Origin of the sequence: Clostridium sp. chh4-2 (assembly GCF_002899675.1) — a bacterium.
GTDB lineage: Bacteria > Bacillota > Clostridia > Lachnospirales > Lachnospiraceae > CHH4-2.
On record NZ_PKUU01000023.1, the window covers coordinates 62,835 to 83,194 of the forward strand.

15 protein-coding genes are annotated in these 20,360 nt (G+C 44.0%); 2 read left to right on the forward strand and 13 right to left on the reverse strand.

The genetic code is table 11. The annotated features are described in order from the left end of the window. Nucleotides 1-96: 96 nt before the first annotated feature. From C0033_RS20745 to C0033_RS20760, 4 genes are read right to left on the reverse strand one after another with little or no spacing between them, the layout of a single operon-like run. The gene (locus tag C0033_RS20745; RefSeq protein WP_103229820.1) at nucleotides 97-1,437 is read right to left on the reverse strand and encodes an alpha-glucosidase/alpha-galactosidase; all 1,341 of its coding nucleotides are present in this window, start codon (nucleotides 1,435-1,437) and stop codon (nucleotides 97-99) included. Nucleotides 1,438-1,476: 39 nt separating this feature from the next. After that, on the reverse strand, nucleotides 1,477-2,316 hold the full coding sequence (locus C0033_RS20750) for a carbohydrate ABC transporter permease (RefSeq protein ID WP_103229821.1): 840 nt from the start codon (nucleotides 2,314-2,316) through the stop codon (nucleotides 1,477-1,479). Nucleotide 2,317: 1 nt separating this feature from the next. After that, nucleotides 2,318-3,217 (reverse strand): sugar ABC transporter permease, encoded by a 900-nt coding sequence (locus C0033_RS20755; protein WP_103229822.1) that lies wholly within the window; start codon nucleotides 3,215-3,217, stop codon nucleotides 2,318-2,320. Between the two features lie 58 nt (nucleotides 3,218-3,275). Then, on the reverse strand, nucleotides 3,276-4,601 hold the full coding sequence (locus C0033_RS20760; protein ID WP_180994837.1) for an extracellular solute-binding protein: 1,326 nt from the start codon (nucleotides 4,599-4,601) through the stop codon (nucleotides 3,276-3,278). Between the two features lie 410 nt (nucleotides 4,602-5,011). On the opposite strand from C0033_RS20760, the gene C0033_RS20765 reads away from it, so the two are divergent. Together C0033_RS20765 and C0033_RS20770 are read left to right on the forward strand one after the other, a co-directional pair. After that, a complete protein-coding gene (locus tag C0033_RS20765) occupies nucleotides 5,012-6,802 on the forward strand; it encodes a sensor histidine kinase (protein WP_103229824.1) in 1,791 nt (596 codons plus the stop codon). Beyond that, nucleotides 6,796-8,310: a response regulator gene (locus C0033_RS20770; protein WP_103229825.1), complete on the forward strand. Its 1,515-nt coding sequence runs from the start codon at nucleotides 6,796-6,798 to the stop codon at nucleotides 8,308-8,310. The genes C0033_RS20765 and C0033_RS20770 overlap by 7 nt, the downstream gene beginning before the upstream one ends. A gap of 93 nt (nucleotides 8,311-8,403) precedes the next feature. Here the strand turns inward: C0033_RS20770 and C0033_RS20775 are convergent, their stop codons facing one another. The 9 genes from C0033_RS20775 to C0033_RS20815 form a co-directional block, all read right to left on the reverse strand. Next, complete coding sequence (locus C0033_RS20775) at nucleotides 8,404-10,140, reverse strand: phospho-sugar mutase (RefSeq protein WP_103229826.1); 1,737 nt, start codon at nucleotides 10,138-10,140, stop codon at nucleotides 8,404-8,406. A gap of 78 nt (nucleotides 10,141-10,218) precedes the next feature. Continuing rightward, a complete protein-coding gene (locus C0033_RS20780; RefSeq protein WP_103229827.1) occupies nucleotides 10,219-11,196 on the reverse strand; it encodes a spore coat protein CotS in 978 nt (325 codons plus the stop codon). A gap of 1,072 nt (nucleotides 11,197-12,268) precedes the next feature. Then, nucleotides 12,269-12,496 (reverse strand): hypothetical protein, encoded by a 228-nt coding sequence (locus C0033_RS20785; protein ID WP_103229828.1) that lies wholly within the window; start codon nucleotides 12,494-12,496, stop codon nucleotides 12,269-12,271. Between the two features lie 110 nt (nucleotides 12,497-12,606). Beyond that, nucleotides 12,607-13,293 carry a GntR family transcriptional regulator gene (locus C0033_RS20790; protein ID WP_103229829.1) on the reverse strand — a complete coding sequence of 229 codons (687 nt, stop codon included), beginning with the start codon at nucleotides 13,291-13,293 and terminating at the stop codon, nucleotides 12,607-12,609. Between the two features lie 215 nt (nucleotides 13,294-13,508). Beyond that, the gene (locus tag C0033_RS20795) at nucleotides 13,509-14,924 is read right to left on the reverse strand and encodes a sulfatase-like hydrolase/transferase (protein ID WP_103229830.1); all 1,416 of its coding nucleotides are present in this window, start codon (nucleotides 14,922-14,924) and stop codon (nucleotides 13,509-13,511) included. Continuing rightward, the gene (locus tag C0033_RS20800) at nucleotides 14,917-16,431 is read right to left on the reverse strand and encodes a sulfatase (RefSeq protein ID WP_103229831.1); all 1,515 of its coding nucleotides are present in this window, start codon (nucleotides 16,429-16,431) and stop codon (nucleotides 14,917-14,919) included. The genes C0033_RS20795 and C0033_RS20800 overlap by 8 nt, the downstream gene beginning before the upstream one ends. Continuing rightward, nucleotides 16,428-18,005, reverse strand: coding sequence for a tripartite tricarboxylate transporter permease (locus C0033_RS20805; RefSeq protein WP_103229832.1), 1,578 nt, complete (start codon nucleotides 18,003-18,005; stop codon nucleotides 16,428-16,430). The genes C0033_RS20800 and C0033_RS20805 overlap by 4 nt, the downstream gene beginning before the upstream one ends. Nucleotides 18,006-18,019: 14 nt before the next feature. Next, nucleotides 18,020-18,499 (reverse strand): tripartite tricarboxylate transporter TctB family protein, encoded by a 480-nt coding sequence (locus C0033_RS20810; protein WP_103229833.1) that lies wholly within the window; start codon nucleotides 18,497-18,499, stop codon nucleotides 18,020-18,022. A gap of 67 nt (nucleotides 18,500-18,566) precedes the next feature. After that, nucleotides 18,567-19,646 carry a tripartite tricarboxylate transporter substrate binding protein gene (locus tag C0033_RS20815; RefSeq protein ID WP_103229834.1) on the reverse strand — a complete coding sequence of 360 codons (1,080 nt, stop codon included), beginning with the start codon at nucleotides 19,644-19,646 and terminating at the stop codon, nucleotides 18,567-18,569. Between the last annotated feature and the right edge of the window lie 714 nt (nucleotides 19,647-20,360).

Genomic DNA, 20,360 nt, shown 5'->3' on the forward strand with positions numbered 1-20,360 from the left:
CCCTTCAATCATAACAGTCGGCCCAGATAATTGCCGGTTGCCCATGATTGAAGGGATTTTTTCATTCAAAACCTTTATTTTAACCGTAATCTCTCATCAGCAGTCCTTACATTCCCATAGTGCTTCCGGAAGATAATCTTTCTGCGCATTGAGAATCTCAACGGTCAGGCTCTTTATCTCATCCGGAGTCAGAATGCTGTTAACCAACGGATCAGCCATAAATGCCCAGTACACATACTTCCAATCCCTCTTTATAAATGCTTCCACTGCCAATCGGTGCACATTGATCTCCATACTGCAAAGCATGGCCAGCTGCATGGGCAGCTCTCCGTATCTGCATGGCTGTACTCCGTTTTTGTCCACCATACACGCCACCTCCACGCAGGCATCATCCGGCAGGTTTGAGATCAAACCATTATTTATGCAGTTCGCATATATCTTACATGGAACTCCCGTAATCATCGCATTGATAATCTCCGCTCCATACTCCACGCTGTTTTCCGGAAACGGCAGTGTCCTGTTTTTGGCCTGCTCCACTTTTTTGGCAAAATCCATAGTTTTTGCAGCGATATTTTTCTTATATATATCCGTATGGATATCCAGTTCTTCTCTGAGTTTCGGTGTTCTCATATAGTATGGCACATACTCTCCTAAATGCTGGCTGGATTCAGTAACCATATACCCAAAACGGTTCATTAAATCGATCCGCGCCCTTCCTAAAGATGCGAATATCTGGTCATCTGTGGAAATATCGTTCTGATAAAGCTCCGGCGCTTTGCTCTTCAGCGCCGGGTATAAATCTTTGCCGTCCTTTTCAAATTTTAAAATAAAGCTCAGATGATTGATCCCTGCGGCCTCATAGGTAATATCCTCATAAGACACGCCGATGGCTTTTGCCATTTGCCGGGTTGTTCCCTGAACACTATGGCATAATCCGATAAAAGGCACTTTACTGATCTTTGAAGCTGCCATCACATTTATCTGCTGCGGATTCGTATAGTTAAGTACGACAGCTCCCGGCGCCGAAACCTTCTCAATCATTCCCAGCATCTTTTCTAAAAATACCATGGTACGCAGCCCTCTTGACACTCCTCCCACTCCGCATGTATCGCCCACAGTCTGATATAAGCCATACTTTTTCGGAATATCCATATCTTTTTCCGACGCTTCTAAAAAACCAATTTTGGTGAGATGGATGATGAAGTCTGCGCCGGTAAGGGCCTCTTCCATATTCTGTGTATAGACAGGCGATTTCTCATAATGTACCCGGTCCAGGTGATAATCCAACAGCAGCTTCAGATTATCGAGCCTCTCCCGGTTTACATCCATGAAACGGAATTCACAGCCTGTTAATGCCGGTTTCAGCAAAATATCTGAAACCAATTTGTAAGTGAATCCAAAACTTCCCGCGCCAATAAACGCTATAACTTTAGACATAACGAATACCTCTTTCTTTTATAATTTATTTCAAAACACTCATCCTTTAAGCCCGGAAGTTGCCACTCCTTCTACCAGATATTTCTGGAAAAAGAAGAAAAGCAGGCAAACGGGAATCAGGGATAAAACCGCCATGGCAAACATCGCTCCCCAGTCGCTTTGAACCGTCGGGTCCGTAAACATCTTAATTGCCACAGAGAACGTATATTTTTGAGGAGCACTTAAAAAAATGAGGGGAGCCAGAAAGTCCTGCCATCTCCAATAAAAAGAAAATATGACGGACGTAACTAACGCTGATTTTGTCAATGGGAGTAAAATAGCTGTATAAATACGGATTCTGCCGCAGCCGTCAATCTCGGCCGCTTCATCCAGTTCTGATGGAAGACCTCTTAAAAACTGCATATTCAGGAATACAAAAAACGGCATAGCGCAGAAAAATGGAACAATCAACGGTAAAAATGTATTCGTCCAGTTAATTTTCTTAAACAATATGTATTGAGGAACGATGAGAACCTGCTCCGGCAGCATCATAGTACCCATCATCACGGCAAACCAAAAATTCTTATATTTAAATTTAATACGCGAAAATCCATAGGCCACAATTGAGGAAGAAATAACAGAACCGATTGTTGCGAACACAGCCACGATAAAAGAATTTTTAAAAAATGTTCCAAAACTAATTCCGCCCATTCCCTTCCAGCCGTTTATATAATTTTCAAACCGGATCTCTTTGGGAATCAGATTAGCCGCATCTACAAAGATCTGCTCCGTAGGCTTCAAAGAACTGGATAACATCCATAAAAGAGGGTATAACATTATAAATGCCAGGATTACAGCAAAGATATGGAAGCAGACAGCGCCTTTCCGTTTTTTTATCATATTAATCCCCCTTTGTTTCATAATAGACCCAGCTGTTCGATGACTTAAAAATAAAGACTGCAAAAACTGCAATAATCAGAAGCAATACCCAGGCCAACGCGCTTCCATATCCCATATTGAAATATTCGAAAGACTGTTTATAGATATACAGCGCGTAAAAAAGTGTTTTATCCAACGGTCCGCCCTTTGTTATGATGTAGCTTTCGTTAAAGGCCTTAAACGCATTGATGATCTGCATAATTACATTAAAGAAGATAACTGGCGACAGCATTGGGAGCGTGATACTCTTAAATTTCTGCAATCCTGAAGCTCCATCCAAAGTAGCTGCTTCGTAATAAGTAACCGGTATCTGTTTCAATCCGGCAATAAAGATCAGCATGGAAGCGCCAAACTGCCAGATACCCAGAACTACTAAAACTCCAAGAGCAGTCTTGGTATTCCCAATCCACGAAATTCCTACTTCTCCTCCCAGCAGCCGGATGACAGAATTAATCGCTCCGTCCGCACCGAACAGCTGCCCCCACATGATCGCAATCGCCACGCTCCCGCCTAATAAAGACGGCAGATAAAACACCGATCGGTAAATGCCCAGCCCTCTGTGATTGGAATTCAGCAGCATGGCAATCAAAAGCGCAAACGCCAGACGCAGAGGAACCAGAAGGGCCACATAAGTAAATGTCACTTTTAAGGATATAAAAAACCGCTCATCCTGAAACATCCTCATGTAGTTATCAAGCCCAATCCATTTGGGGGTGCTGATACCGTCGAAATTGGTAAATGACAAATACAGAGAATAGACCATAGGTATGAATGTAAATACCAGCAGTCCGGCCAGCCAAGGAGAAATAATCAGATATCCCAGCAAATTTTCTCTACGGCTGCGTCGTTTTTTTTCAGTCATATAAGTCCCTTCTTTCTGAAAACTGCCTGCCGTTAATAATCAGGCAGGCAGTTTTTTTCTATTTATTAGCTGCTTTTAATGCATCTTCCGCATTGGCCCTGAACTTAGACGATGCCGTTTCTGAATCAGACTCGCCAAAAAGAACCATCTCAAACTGTTTGGTATATTCTGCATTAACTTCAGATGCGCCTGCCGGATTTGGCGGGTCAATGGGAGAAGCATAGTCAGAAACCAGATCCATATATTCGAACACCCGCTGTCCGGGGCCCTTTAGAGTTCCGGCCACCTCCTCTGCCATTACTGTTGAGATAGGAACGCCTCTGCGCCCAGCAATAATTTTGTTGATATCGCTGTCATTCACCCAGGCGTTAATAAAATCAACCGCTTCCTCCTTTTTGTCAGAAGATGACGTAACAGACAAAAACTGTGACGGTTTTACATACATACCCTTATCCGCTCCGGTACCCGGGATAATTGTAAGCCCCAATTCTTTTCCCTTTACCGCTACTAAAGATTCATACATATCGGTCCAGACAATTTCTGTTGCCGCCTCTCCTTTAGAAAACGGCGAATCTTCCACGCTGGTCTGCTGAGCCTTGGTATCAATGGATGGAAGCGCGCCGGCGTCATGCATGCGTTTCACACTGTCGAAATATCCGGCCAAAACCGCGTCATCGTATCCCATTCCCAAACCTTCTTCATTATACAGAGTACCTCCGCTGCTTCTGGCAATAACTTCAAAAATGTTGATATTTGAGACGATATCAGATATGGTAGAGCCATATTTTCCTGTTTTTTCATGGAATTCGATGCAGAACTTTTCAAAATCCTCCCACGACATCTCCGGCCCGGGCACTTCCATCCCTGCCTCCTTAATCATTTCTTCATCATAGACTATACATAAAGCATTGGACCCTACATTTATTCCATAGAGCTTACCATTGATTCTGCCGCCCTCCAGTTTTACCGGATCTACATTGGACATATCCAGCTTTCCTGATTCAATATAACTGTCTAACGGCTCTAATAGCCCCTTGTCCGCATATTGGGTGATGACTGCATAATCCTGACGCATGATGTCAGGCAGATCACCGGCGGCCGAAAGAGTATTCATTTTCTGCCAGTAATCCCCCCATGAAGCATAAACTGCTTCCAGTTCGGTACCGCTCTTTTCCGTATACTTCTCACAGACTTCCAGCGTAAACTCGTGAACCGCCTGAGTCCCCCACCAGGATATTCCCAGCTTATCGGCAGATGCCGCCTCCTGCACTACCGTAGACGCTTTTTCGGGAACCGCCGACTGGGTCTGGCTGCTTTCTTTCGGTGCGGCACATCCTGTGATACAGGCACACAAGGCAGCCAATAAAAATAATCGTTTTTTCATTTTCCCCTCCATCTCTAAGCATTTCAGAGCCGCCGGAACGGACTGCCGGTCAAATTCAGCTCTGCCGTCAGGCACCTATACAGCCCTCGTCCGTCAGCATGCTTTTGCACGTTTTTGATTATGTCCTAATTATACCTTTTTTCTCCGTTTAACCGTGATAGTGAAAACCGACCTGTCTATGTCTGAAAACTTACCTTTTTTTACGCTCTTTCCGGCTTTTTACTTCCCATCTCTGGTTATTTTGTAACATTTCGTATATAAAACTTACTTTTTCGTTCAGAAAACCGCTCTTTTAAGACACTTTCTTGTAGAAAACCGATTTCTGATATATAATTTCATCATAACAGATTTCTGTACACGAAGCCTTAATATTATGATACTTCAGCCACGCTTAGATCAGGAGAAATCTTATGAAGTCCTTGAAAACCAAGATAAGCAGCATTAAAAAGCACATAGACAATCTGGCTTTAAAATATAAATTTCTATTTATCATGTCAGTTAATTTTTCGGTTTTTTTAATTATTTTTATTACATGCTTCACCATTTTTACCAGAACATATAATCATCTTCTCTATAAAACAACCGCCGGAAATCTTTCTTTTTCATCCAGCACGATTTCCTCCGGATTAAAAAATATAGAGACACTGTCTTCTCTGATTATATCTGATATCAATATACAGGATACTTTATCTTTAATAAAAGATACAGACAATGTGGTAACACATTTTAATGCGGATCAGGACCTTAACAGCGCTCTGTTCTCCTATTTTGACCGTTTCCGCAATCATGGGGTTTCCTATATTGCAGTTAAAAATAAGTATTCTATAAGCTGTACAAACTGGGCCCGTTTAAAAAGAGCGGACAGTGCCTATCTGGACGATATCTTTCGGATTTCCAGCGAAAAAGGCGGACCGGCACAATGGGTATGGGAATCAGGCAATCGCGAAGGTCTCTATCTGGTCCGGAATATACGCCGGATTAAAAATTTTTCTCTTGATTCCATTGGTGATCTAATCATCAACGTGGATATCGACACTCTCGTAAACTCTGCCAACAACGCCGTAACACAATATGGGGATTCTTACTATCTCATAGCGGATTCTTCCGGCTCTATTATCTATTCTTCAAAGGAACTGGACGTGAATGAGATTCCCTCTGTTTCAGTCCTTTGTAAAGAAAATTACGGACCTGTTTTGTTTAACGGACACGATTACTTTGCGGTTCATGGTAAAATTCCCGACTATGACTGGACTTATGTTAATCTTATACCATTTGACACCATAACGGATTCTCTGAAACTGTCCTTTGGGTTGATTGTATTCATTATATTTTTAGGTTCTATTGTACTTGTTATTCTGAGCAATATGTTTATCCGCTCCATCGTAGGACATTTTAATTCCCTTATCTTTAAAATGGAGGAATTCAGCAAAAATGAATTGAGTATTCCTGATTCTTCCAATGATTATCAGGAGCGCCTTGACGAAATCGGAACCCTTCATCAGCAATTCCATCTGATGATGAAACGTATTCAGACTCTTGTAAATAAAAACTATGTGAACGAAATCCTCAAACAGGATGCGCAGCTAAAAGCTTTAGAAGCCCAGATCAACCCTCACTTTCTCTATAATACACTGGAATCTATAAACTGGCGGGCAAAAACTTCAGGCAATGAAAAGATATCGGAGATGGCGGAATCCTTGGGCACCCTTCTTCGCGCTACATTGAGCAATAAAAACTCTTTAGTCACTCTGTCTTATGAATTGGAGCTGGTCAACTGCTATATGACTATCCAGAAACTGCGTTTTGAAGAGGAACTGGACTATCAGCTTTTTACTGATCCCGACATTGATCATGCGGTTATACCTCCTCTGACGATTCAGCCGCTTGTAGAAAATGCTATTCATTACGGTATGGAAGATATGATGGACATGTGCCATATTCTGATCCATATCACCAAATCCGGGAACCAGTTGATAGTTAAGGTTCAAAATGACGGTTCTGTGATGGAGGAGAATCTTTTGGAACGGCTTAAAAATAAGGAAATCAAGGCTAACGGATTCGGAATCGGCATCCTCAACATCGACCGCAGAATTAAACTGCTGTTCGGCGAAGAATATGGACTTACTTTTTCCAATGAAGATGGTTTTGCTACGGCTTCCATTGCAATTGCCTATAAAACGGAGGTAGATACAACATGTTAAAACTGATTATTGTGGATGATGAAAAGGTGATCCGCGAAGCGATTTCTACCATCATTGACTGGAAAAAATATGATATTGAACTGATTAAGCTCTGCAAAAACGGTCTGGAGGCTTATAATACGATTTTGGATGAATCACCTGACATCGTATTAACGGATATCAGAATGCCCTGCATGGATGGTCTGCAGCTCATAAAAAACATCTCAGAGATGGAGCTGAATATCCAGTTCATCATTCTCTCCGGCTATGGCGAATTTGAATACGCTAAAACGGCCATGCAGTATGGCGTAAAGCATTATCTTCTCAAACCGTGCAATGAACGGCAAATTGTAGATTGTATTCAGAAAACCGCATATGACTGCTATCAAAAAAAGTTATCTATGAAGATGGGGAACAGCCAGTTTTTTATTACAAATAATATGCATCACAGCGTCATTTCCAGCATTATTAATGATACGATCTCCCAGAATGGCTTGAATCCTGAGGTGATTATGGGCGCTTATGAAGCATATATGGATTTCTACTACACCCCATATACACTCTTATACATTTACTTTCTGGAAATTGGCTCGCTGAATGAATTTTTACAAAATGTAAAGAATTATTTTATTAAAAAGTCTCCTCACAGCACGATTCACGGCATTTACGTCAATAATACCATGCTGCTGTTTTTCAAAGATTATTCCAACGATTATCAGGAACTAATTCAATATCTTATCAGAACGCCTCTGCAAAAACAGCATATAGAATTAGAGATTGAGATAAAAAGCTATCCTGCACTGAAAGATCTGCTGCTTATCGTCCTGGAAAAGATAAAGCGCTTCAGCATGATTTATTATATAAATAACTTTCATATATTTGCTTCCTGCAATTACAACATTTTTATAGAAGAATCGGAAAGATTTTACCAAAGATTCATAGAACGGAGAAATCCCGAAGAGATTGAGCATTTAATAGGTCTGTTTGATGGAATCGGCAATCTGAATTTCTGCAGGCAAATGGCAATCAGCCTATTTTTAAAAATTTCTACAGATGGTATTTTCCTATCGGGCACCGACTTGACAGAATTGCTTACACAGTTAAATCAGGAAAGCAGCCTGGAACGGCTGAAGATTATGATATCGGATAAACTGAGGCAGCTTTTGAGCGGCAATGATGCCAAAAATAAGTTGAGCTCTATCACGAAACAGATTATCAATTTTGTAGAAGCCAATATTCAGAATCAGAACTTAACTTTAAAATATATTGCAGAACATGAACTTTACATGAATGTGGATTATGTGAGCAGGAAATTTTTCAAAGAGACTGGAAAGAAATTCTCGAATTACCTTTCTGAAATAAGAATTAAAAAAGCGCAGGAATATTTAGCATGCAATGAGACCGATAAAATTCAGGATATCGCAGAATTAGTCGGTTATGGAAACAATCCACAATATTTTTCACAGCAGTTCAAAAAAATGGTGGGCATGACCCCCAGTGCATATTACCGGGAACTGCTGCAGAAATAGTAAAAAAGATCCGGCACCTGTGAATCTCTTCACAGATGACGGATTTTTTTATTAAATATATCCTTTATATGTCTTTTGGCCTACAATTATCTCTTATAATAATTTATTGACGATCTCCATCACCGCTGCCCCAAGAGCCTCTGACTTCGCATCCGCATCCTCTAAGGACGTGCCTTTGATTCCATAATAGAACTTGATCTTAGGCTCTGTGCCGGATGGTCTTACGCACAGCCATGCAGCGTCATTCATATCATAATAAAGCACATTGGAGGACGGAAGCCCGGTTGGCTTCACTTCCCCGGTCACCATATCCTTAATGGTATCCAGCTTGTAATCTCTTGCTGAGAGAACCTTGTAATCTCCTACCTGTGCAGGCGGATCGTTGCGGAAGGTTTCCATGATGGACTGGATCTTGGCAAGTCCTTCAATGCCGCTGAGGCCGATGGATTTAACTGCATCTTTGTAGTAGCCGTATTTCTCATACATAGCCACCATAGCATCCCATAAGGTCATATTCTTTGTCTTATAGTATGCTGCCGCTTCGCAAAGTGCAACGCTTGCGGATACCGCATCTTTATCACGGGCATAGGTGCCGATCAGGCAGCCGTAGCTCTCTTCCAGTCCGAACAGGTACTTGCCCTTTCCGGTCTCTTCTGCCTTTAAAATCTGCTGTCCGATATACTTAAATCCTGTTAAAACTTCCACCAGTTCCACGTTATAAGCGGCTGCAACTGCATCCACCAGGTTGGTGGTAACGATGGATTTGATAACCTGTCCGTCTTCCGGAATCAGGCCCTTTTCCTTCTTCTGGCTGAGCACATACTCACATAAAAGGGAACCTGACATGTTGCCGGTCAGAGGAATATACTGGCCTGACTTGGAATCCTTTACATAGACTCCGAGACGGTCCGCATCCGGGTCTGTAGCCAGAACAAGGTCTGCGTCCTTCTCTTTTGCCAGTTCAAGTCCCAGCGCAAAAGCTTCTGCCGCCTCCGGATTCGGATAGCTGACGGTCGGGAATTCGCCGTCCGGAAGCTCCTGCTGCGGAACCACATAAACATGTTCAAAACCGATCTCTTTTAACGCTCTTCTCACAGGAATGTTGCCGGTTCCATGAAGAGGGGTATAAACGATCTTGATGCTGTCCTGCATCTTATCGATGGCATCCTGATTGGCTACCTGGGCTTTTACGTGAGCGATGTATTTATCATCAATCTCTGCGCCGATCACTTCATAAAGACCGGCCGCCATAGCGTCTTCTGCACTCATGGTCTTAACCGTAGAAAGATCTTCGATGGCCAGAACCTCTTCTGTTACCCCTTTATCATGAGGCGGGGTAAACTGGGCGCCGTCCTCCCAATACACCTTATAACCGTTGTATTCCGGCGGATTATGGCTTGCCGTCACGTTGATTCCGGCGATACAGCCCAGCTCGCGGACTGCAAAGGATAATTCGGGTGTCGGTCTTAATGATTCGAATTTGTACGCTTTAATTCCATTGGCCGCCAGGGTTCTGGCCGCTTCATCTGCGAATTCAGGAGACATTCTGCGGGAGTCATACGCAATCGCAACGCCTTTTCCTGCTCCACCCTGTTTGATAATATAATTGGCAAGCCCCTGGGTTGCCCTTCTGACCACATAGATATTCATGCGGTTGATGCCTGCTCCGATAATTCCGCGAAGTCCTGCAGTTCCAAATTCCAGATCCATATAAAAACGTTCTTTTATCTCATTCTCATTGCCTTCAATAGCTTTCAGCTCGGCTTTTACCGCATCGTCAAAGTACGGATTTGATAACCATTCTTTATAAATCTCCATGTAATCTTTCATAAACGTTACTACTCCCTCCTGTTGCGTTCTTTTGCTGTAATTATAACCCAAATTATCAGAAAAAGGAAGTAAAACAGCCTATTTTATTTTCGACAGAAAGCGCTCTCTGCTCTCCTGCTGCTGCTCCAGATTTTTGAGCTTTTCGATATTTCTGGCAGGAATCCACGCTTTATTGGCATTGTAGTAGAAATTAATCTGTTTCCAGTACTTTTCAGGATATAAAAACAGGTAATAAAGACATTTATGATCTAAGGCATCCAAAGGAAGAACTTCCTCATATGCGTTCAGCATATTCAGACCCAAAGGCACATCCCAATCGTGCTTTTCCATCACTTTTCTCATAAAATGATACAGGTCTTCCATCTGAATTCCCAAATGCATCCGGTTAAATTCAGTGATGGCTATGTACTGCTCTCCGATCAGAATGTGATGCTGATTTAAATCTCCATGACATAAAAAAAGCCGGTCATGTTCATATTCCGCCTGCAGTTGGGAAAGTCCCTGCAGCGCCTCTTCCGCCTGCGCGTAAAAAGCGTTGAAATTGCCCATCACACATAATTCAAATTCAGTTTTCTTTCTCTTATTCCGTATGTAAGTGCGGGCCCGTTTCAGTTCCCTGTTGTGGCGGTCCATTTCCTCTGCCAAAGGCCTGCTGGTGATGGACCCCATGGTCCACTCTTCTTTAAATTCAACCTCTTTTAACACTTTATGCATGGCTGCGATCTGAGCCACCGCCCACATGATTTCCTCGCTGTCCTTTAAGTTACATTCTCTGTCCTCATACCACTGTTTCAAAATATATTTGGTTCCATCTCCTGCGATGGAAATCAAATTTCCCTCTGCATTTCTCAGATACTGATCCACACAGGCATTGCCGCCTTCTATCAGATGTTTCATCACGGATTCTTCAAATTCCAGCCGTTTTACGGTTCCTTTATATTCCCTCAACAGCTTCAGGCCCTGGCTGGTATCACACAGCCACGAACCACGGCCACGCCTTACAGCCACTACATCCAATCCGTATTGTTCTAATGCTTCCATATATTTATCATTCACGGCCACCCCTCCAAACGCCAAGCTATTAGCTACTTCTAAGTTATGTTTGGATACGGGTGTTTATGAACTCTTTTTTCTGAGGCTGGCACACAAACTTGTTATTTAACTGAGTTGGCTGGCGAAGGGGACGCATGGAATCAGGAGGCGGAGCAGGAAGAAAATGGTCTGAAAAGGCATCCGGCCGCCGAAGGAAGATACAGCCGATTGGGATTCGGGATTCGCCCCTAAGAACTACTAAGACCCGTAAGGACAGAACGAGGCAGGCCAGCGCCATTCGCAGTGAACTCTTGATGACTTCGCTGCTCAGTGGCGCTTTAAAAACTGAGACGGAAATCAGTTTTTACCTGCCTCGTTCTGCCCTTACGGGCCTAAGTAGTTCTAAAGGGGTTCCATACGATCCCAATCGGCTGTATCTTCCTTCGGCGGCCGGATGCCTTTTCAGACCATTTTCTTCCTGCTCCGCCTCCTGATTCCATGCTGGTTTTCGCTGGCCTAGTTAAAAACAATTGGTGTGTATTAGTATTTACCTAGAACCACATTTACATAGATCGCCATAGGATTTTCAAAAACGCCTTCGGGTTTTACTTTAAACGTCAAGGCATTTCGCAAAATGACCTCACCCTTTACATTAAATCGTGAAAGCATTTCCGAAAAAGCCTTCACCCTTGATGTAAAAACTTACTCTCCCATCCAGCAAATCTTTTTTCCACAGCTAGCCAAGCAACAGCCGGAAAGAAGGGGAAACCTGGGCGGGCGGCGGACATAGAGAAAGACAGGGGATCGTGTGCAGACCCTTAGTGATACTTGGCCGGCAAGAGCGGAAAAAGGCAGACAAATACTGAATTCCGAATCAGTATTTGAGGCGCCACTGAACGATGAAGTCATAAAGAGTTCATCGTGAATGGCGCCGCGCTGCCTTTTTCCGTTCTTGGCGGCCTAGTATTACTTAGGGTCGTAACCCGAATCCCCTGTCTTTCTCTATGTCCGCCGCCCGCCCAGGTTTCCCCTTCTTTCCAGCGTACCTTAGTTAACTAAATAAAGATTTGCAATAGCCCTGTCATTCTCTTATTAATTAGTCTTCCATATCCTGAACTGCTGCCACTGAAATGATGGAAGATACCACCGATACGGACACAACAACCGCAACGATCACAATCAACAGTACCATTCCCATGAAGATCAGAATGAAACTTCCGTCATCCGCCGGCGCTGCTTCCTGAGCTGCAAATGAGGAGAAACACATCATCATGTTCATCACAACTGCTATCATTAGTAAAGCGGCTTTTTTCAACTTGCTCATACGATCACCTCTTTTAATCAATCTTGTGCTCTGATACACATATAATATCCATATTGTATCACAAGTATCAGGAAAAGGAAATCTTTTTTATCTGTTCCGATATTCTTTTGTTACTCAATAGATTTAAACAAAACAGTAAAATCAGTTTCCCTGGAATGAATCATATGATCCTTAACCGCCTTGGAAAATGCTTCTTTTCCCTTTTTCAGTGCCAGAGCTTCCGCAATCTCCAGATGATTGTTAACAAAATAAGAGATTCTGAATTCCTTTCCCTCTTTTGCATAGGACTGAAGAAGAAGCACGCGGAAATTAATCGCCTCCCACATGTCCATCATCACCTTATTATCAGAAAATTCTATGATACTTCGGTGCAGTCTCACATCATTCTGAAGCAGTTCATATAGATCATCTGTCTTCTGATAGCTTTTTCTGGCTTCTTCAATGATATTCATCAGATAATCAGGATCGCTTTCCATAAAATGATCGTATGCATATAAAGCAGCTTCCGGTTCCAGCATAATCCTGCATGCAGACATATCAGAAACCAGCTTTGGAGTGATCTTGGTAACATAACTGCCTTTATAGGGATAAATATCAATCAGGCCTTCTTTAGAAAGCTGCATAAACGCATGCCGGACCGGAGTGATACTTACATTCAGTTTTTTCGCAATATCGATCTCGACCAAGCGTTCTCCCTGAACAAGTTCACGTGTAATGATAGATTTTCTAAGAACCTCCGTCACATAATCAGAAGCGCTTTTTTTCATTGCATCCGCATATATTTTATCACCTATCATGAATTATTCTCCCACTATCTCTATATTAAGCATGCATGCCTTAATGATTAATTTCGATAAATCGCTGTTTTTTCCATTTCTTCCCATTATATCATAACTCTTTTTCTTTTCAACATCTGCAAGAAAAAAAGCCGGAACCTCGGGGAGTCCCATTACAGCTGCCTTTAAACAGGAACCGTTCGAACTCCTGCCGGCCATAAACAGTGGCATCAATTTCAATATTCGCTGTCTAACTGCGTATCGGCAGAATAGATCACAGGCGCTTTTTCTCCGGCCTGTATCATCCGCGACACCAGACGGTCCCTCAGCCTGCTTCTGATGTCAGAGTACGCCGGATCTTTGACCAAATTGTTAGCTTCTACAGGATCTTCTACCAAATCAAACAGATACTGTTCAATATAGCTTTCACTGTCCGCTTTGCACATCGGAATCATCTCATAATGGTACTGCTGGCCTGAGAACGTATCGTTCATGCGCAGAACCGGCTGTTTATGGGGTGCCCATACACAATACTTAAACCGTTTGGTACGGATTCCCCGCGCACAGTCCGTTTCAGAAATCTGGTAAAATACTTCTTCCTGCCACGGTTCATCATCATGAAGAAGATGCAGAAGCGACTTTTCCGGCATATAATCAGGAACCTGCAAACCGGCCAGTTCCATTAACGTAGGCGGCAGGTTAATCAGGCTGACCAGATCGGTATAGGTCTTTCCGCCGGTAAATTCATCTCCGCGTATAATTAACGGAATCCGCAGACAGCTTTCAAAGCACTGCCTCTTATACTCCCCTTCTCTGGTTTTAAAATGGCTGCCATGGTCACTGGTATAGATAATGACCGTATCCTCATAAATACCTTTTTCTTTTAAGGTATCGATTATCCGGCCCAGATTGTAGTCCAGACTGCTGCACTGTCCTAGATAATCAGGATAATTCTGCTTCCAATCCCCCTCAAACTCTCCGCACAGCAGATCCTGAGGCACCTCATAATCCTTAAAACGCTCCTTTGAGCCAATTGGCCCCTCATAGCAGCCATGGTCATTCTGCTGGTGAGGCTCGATATAGGAAACAAAGAGCAAAAAAGGATCTTCCGATGTCTTACAGCGAAGATAATTAATCGCATAATCGGTAATGCAGTCCGCGCGGTAACCGATAAACTCCATCTTTTTTCCTTCTTTATCATATACATATCCGTCATATCCATGACTGGTCGCTTCCAGCACATCGGACACTGCCAGATAATCCTCATATCCTCCCATACGTTCAAGAGGAATCGGTTCGGTAGCGTACAGATGGTTCCCTGCTGCATGACGATCCGAAGCCAAATGCCATTTTCCCACATAAGCGGTTTCATAACCGGTCTTCTTAAACTTCTTGGCTATGGTGTCCATATTGACATCTAATGCGCGTCCGTTAGTGTAGCAACCGGTATCCGCTGCATAACGGCCGGTCTGAAGGCAGGCCCGCGCAGGTCCGCATACGGGCTGGCAGGTAAATGCATATTCAAATTTAACTCCTTCCCTGGCAAGCCGGTCCAGATTGGGCGTTGTATCCAGCTTTTGACCATAACAGCCGATCGTATCATAACGCTGTTGGTCCGCAAAGAAAAATAATATATTAGGTCTCTCACTCATCGTCCCCACTCCTTATCTGCTCTACGTATTCCTGAAGGCCCAGGCGTTCGTACTGTTCTTCAGGCGCATCATTTTCCTGCATGGCCTTAACCAGCTTTTTAATCATGCGTTTTTCGATCTGCGCATCCTCCAGCCGGTTAATCTGGTGAATATCATGAATCTGGTCATAAAGCATGGTTCCCTGCTGGTATGACTCTATCCCGATACCGATATTTTTTGGCCTTCCAAAAAAGTTCATTTTCATAACTTTCATGCCTTTAGTAAATGACAATGGCCCCACAAGTTCGGCCGTCTTTATTTCCCGTTCCGTCATAAAGCTGGCATTTGATGTGGGCATCAGTGTATAGGAGTATACCGGCTGGTTCTCTTTTGAAACGGGAGCCCTCATATATACATATTCACCGTCAGTACAGCAGATATGCGCTCCGTGCAGGCCATATAATGCGGTCTCACGAACAGGCCTGTCCTCTGTTATCACCTGATCCAAAGCCTTTCCGGTCATATCCTTTGGTATGGGAGTTCCAAAATAGTTAAGCAGCGTAGGGGCAAAGTCAATCATCTGTACCACCGATTTCCTCCGTTCTCCCTTCACACCATATCTGGGGTCCCATATATAAAGGGGCGTATGTGCTACTTCATTGAAATACGGAGCACGGTTTTTCGCCCACCAGCCATGTTCCCCCAATAAAAATCCATGGTCGGTGCATACGATCAGCATGGTATCCTCCCACATATGGTTGGCATCCATAAAATCCAGAACTCTGCCAAGCTGCTCATCGCACATACTTAACGATGCGGCGTACAGCCTTCGCACATGATCGATTTCCTCCGGCGATTCGGTTACCTGTTTATAATCCGGCCAGTCGAACTCAGGCCCGCTGTATTCATGCGGATAGAGCTTTTGGTACTCGTCCGGAGAAAAGAAAGGCTCATGAGGATCGAACGCCTCAATCTGCAGAAACCACTGATCCTTCTCCCAGTTGGTTTCCAGAAATTCCAAGCCCAGGTCAAAGGTCTGAACGGCACATGACTTTCCCTGGCTCAAATATTTTTTATTTACATAATAATGTGGAGTATAAAAGATACTGCGCCCGATCCTCTTTTCAGGGATTTCCGGCCCGCCCACAAGCCCCTTCCATGGATCGCCCTCCTGGCCGCGGACGCTTTCCCATGAACTGTAACGGGAATGATAGGTAGCTCCTCCATCCTCCCAATAGTGGTAATGATCCGTAACCAGATGGGTATAGATCCCATGTTCTTTCAATATCTGCGGCATGGAATCGTCAAAAGGCTCCAGCGGCCCCCATGCGCGGTGTAAGAAATTGTACCGGCCCGTATGCAGTTCACGGCGGGCCGGCATACACGGCATGCTTCCTACAAAACTATTGTCAAATACTGCCGTATGGTTCTGCAGACGTGTAAAATTAGGCGTATGAGTCCAATCACAGCCGTAGGTGGACAGCATTCTTCGATTCAGAGAATCAAACATAACCATTATTGCTTTCACTTTTTTTCTTTCCTTTCATTATCACTTATCGTATTTCCTGCATTCTTATCGGCAGCTTCCATCGACCGTTCGGCCGCCTCAGTCAATATCTCTTCCACGCTCTTTTTGGACGATTCCTCAAGCGTTTTCCATACGGAAACCGCCAACAGAATAAAAGTAATCAATAAAAATGCCACGCTGATCGGCCTGGTAAAAAATATGGAGAAGCTTCCGCCGGACATAACCAGCGACTGACGCAGATTTCGTTCCGCCAGACTTCCCAATACCATGGAGATCACTAATGGGGTCATAGGAAAATCCAGTCTCGATAAAACATAGCACAAAATGCCGAATACCAATGTGACCTTCACATCAAACACCGTATTGTTAACGGCAAATGATCCCAGAACGCAGAGTACCATAATCAAAGCGATCAGAACATTTACCGGTATCTTTGTAACATTAACAAAAAAGCGGCAGAAAAACTTTCCTTCGAAAAACATCAGTATATTGACAATCAGCAGACCGCCCATAATCGCATAGACCCAATAAACATTTTCCGTAAACAGGGTCGGCCCCGGCACAATTCCCTGCATCATCAATGCACCGATCAGAATGGCGGTCACGCTGTCCCCCGGAATTCCCAAAGTCAGAAGGGGAATCAGCGTAGCTCCTGTAACCGCATTATTGGCGGTTTCAGACGCGATAACACCCTCTATATTCCCTTTACCAAATGTCTCCGGCTCTTTCGAGGCCCTCTTAGCCTCATTATAGGCCAGAAAAGAAGAGATGGCCGCTCCTGTTCCCGGCACCGCCCCGATAAAGGTTCCGATGCAGGAGGACTTTAAAATTGTCTTCCAATATTTCAGGACATCTTTGATCTTTAAGTCTGCCTTATTATATCTGGTCGCAGCACCGGAAACCTGGTCTGAATCTCTCATCTTGGCAAACAGTTCCGTCAGTGCAAATGCCCCCAGCATCGCAGGTACCAACGCGATTCCGCTGCTTAAACTGGTTACGCCAAAAGTGAACCTGGTCACCCCTTCGATCGGATCAATTCCAATCATAGTGATCAGCAGGCCTGTAGATGCCATCATCAAACCTTTAAATGCATTTTTACTGGTCGCTATGGAAATCACGGTCAAACCAAACAGAGCCAATGAAAAATATTCGGGAGAACCGAATTTTAAAGCCGCCTGAGCCAGTTTGGGAGCGAAAAATATCAGCATGATACAGCTGAATATTCCCCCGATCACAGAGCTTACCAGCGCTGCATACAGGGCATTTCCCCCTTCTCCCCTGCTGGCCATCGGATACCCATCCAAAACAGTGGCCGCCGACGCCGGTGTTCCCGGGGCCTTAATCAGCACGGCCGTAATGGAACCGCCATAAATACCACCGCAGTATACGGCTAACAGGGTGAGCATGCCCGTAACAGAATCCATGCCAAAGGTCAATGGCAGCAAAATTGCAACTCCCATGGTGGCCGTAAGCCCCGGCAGCGCGCCTATAATCGTGCCCGCCGCCATGCCAAGGAGCATAAACAGCAGATTGGTTACGGTAAAAATCGTTTTCATCACATAGAATGCGTCCATTTTTCCTCCTTGCGTTATGGCAGTTTTACGTATAATACTCTGGTAAAAATAAAATACATGAGCACAATAAATATAAATGCGACCGCATAATGTATCACCTTTTTATCACGGACATAAGCGAGCAATGCGCTGCAGCACAAAGCGGAAGAAATTATAAAACCCGCGTATTCTAAAATAACTGTATACACCAGCATAATGCCGGCGAATACAAGCGCCCGTTTCTCCTTATTCCAATGAATCCCGGCATATTGGGGCATCTTCATCCCGTTTTTCGATGCTCTGATATAATGTATCAGGTTAATCAGCAGATTAATCATGCTGTTAAACACCAGGATGACTACCAGCACGCGGGGCATGAAGTAACTGGTGAGCAATTCATTTCTCATGCTGTATGTATCCGAAAAGCGGATGCAGTAAGGCACAGCGATCCAAACTGCGATCCCAAAAATGATAAAAAACACAGATGTGTAAATATTAGTTTTATACTTATTCATCGCATCTCTTCCTCCACGGTTCTTTTCGTGCGCAAATCCTTATTTCTCCGCCTTATGACGGCGGGAATCATTTATGCTGTCCGGTCGCTGTCAGGACTTTATCATATGCATCATAGCATTCCTTCAGTTTTTTATCTAAATCCGCCTCGCTCATCGTGTAGGTGTCAAGCCCATTCTGGGTTTTTATAAACTCCTTATAGGAATCGCTCATAACTGCCGTATCGATCACCGCTTTCAGATAATCCACGATGTCATCCGGGGTTTCTGCGGGAACAGACACCCACTTAAATGCAATCACCCAGTCGGTATCCTCAAATCCCAATTCCTTCAGGCAGGGAACATCGGGAAGCGCTTCACACCGTTCATTGCCAAATACCGCAAGAGCTTTCAACGTGCCGTTGGACACCCTTGGAGCCGCTTCCGCCAAATCGGCAGTTGAAATGGTGATATGTCCTCCGATCAGAGAAGTCAGGGCATCCGCCGCTCCAGCAAAAGGAACCATTTCAAATTTTCCATAGATATCCATCTTTATGAATAAATCGCTCAGCCCGCAGTTTCCCACTGAGCCCGGATTAGATGTTCCCCATACCACCTTATCTCCGTCCTTCATCATCTGAACTACCTGCTCAAAACTTTCAATTTCGGAATCAGCAGGTACCACAATTACCAGAGGCTCGTCCGGCGAAATGACTGAGATATTGCGGAAATCTTTAAATGGATCATAGGTCAAATCAGATAAATGAGGTTTAATATACCAGGGCGCCGGCATCCCTGTAATAATCGTATAACCGTCAGGTTTCGCCTTTGCACATTCATCCGCCGCAATGGTGCCGCTGGCCCCTTCTCTGTTGACAATATTAACCGCCACTCCCAAAAGTTCCGACATCGGCTCCGCCAGAGCGCGGGACATGATGTCCGTACCGCCGCCGGCAGTTGAACCAACCAATATGGTAATCGGCCCTTTCGGAAATTTTTCTGGTTTTGCTACCTGGCTTCCGTCTGCAGCTGTAATATATTCTGTATCGTCCTTTGGAGTTTCTGCTTTCTTTGCGGGTTCATCGGTTTTTTCGGGTGCTTTGGCCGTGCCGCAGGCAATCAGTACTGCTGATGCTGTGAGGCCAAGAAGTAATGCTGTCCATTTTTTCATAAATAAAATCCCCCTTCAATATAGTATATTTTTATAACAATGCATCATGCATGATGCATTGTTAATTGAAGAGTATCACATTAAGCACAACAAGTCAAACTTTTTTTTCACATTTTATGTAAGATACGCCGGAAAGAAGGGGAAACTTGGACGGGCGGCGGTAATGATAAGAGATAGGGGATTCGAGTTTCGACCCTAAGAGGTACTAAGCCGCCAGAGACAGAAAAAGGCAGCGCGGTGCCCATTCACGATGAACTCCTGATGACTTCATCGTTCAAGGGGCACCTCAAATACTGATTCGGAATTCAGTATTTGTCTGCCTTTTTCCGTTTCTGCCGACCAAGTACCTCTAAGGGTCTGCAAACGATCCCCTATCTCTTATCATTACCGCCGCCCGTCCAAGTTTCCCCTTCTTTCCGGCTGTTGCTTGGCTAGCTTAGGAAAAAAATTGGTGGATGGAGTAGTTTTTTTACCTCAACCGTGAAAGGATTTTCAGAAAATCCCTTAATGTTCTATGTAAATTTGGTTTACCAAATACCAATGCAATAACATTGTTTCAACCAGGCTAGCAAAAACCAGCCCGGAATCGGGAGGCGGAGCCGGAAGGAGACGATTGAAGGGGGAGCCGGGCCGCCGAAGGAAGATACAGACAAAGGGGATCGTATGGAACCCCTTTAGAACTACTTAGACCCGGAAGAACAGAACGAGGCAGGT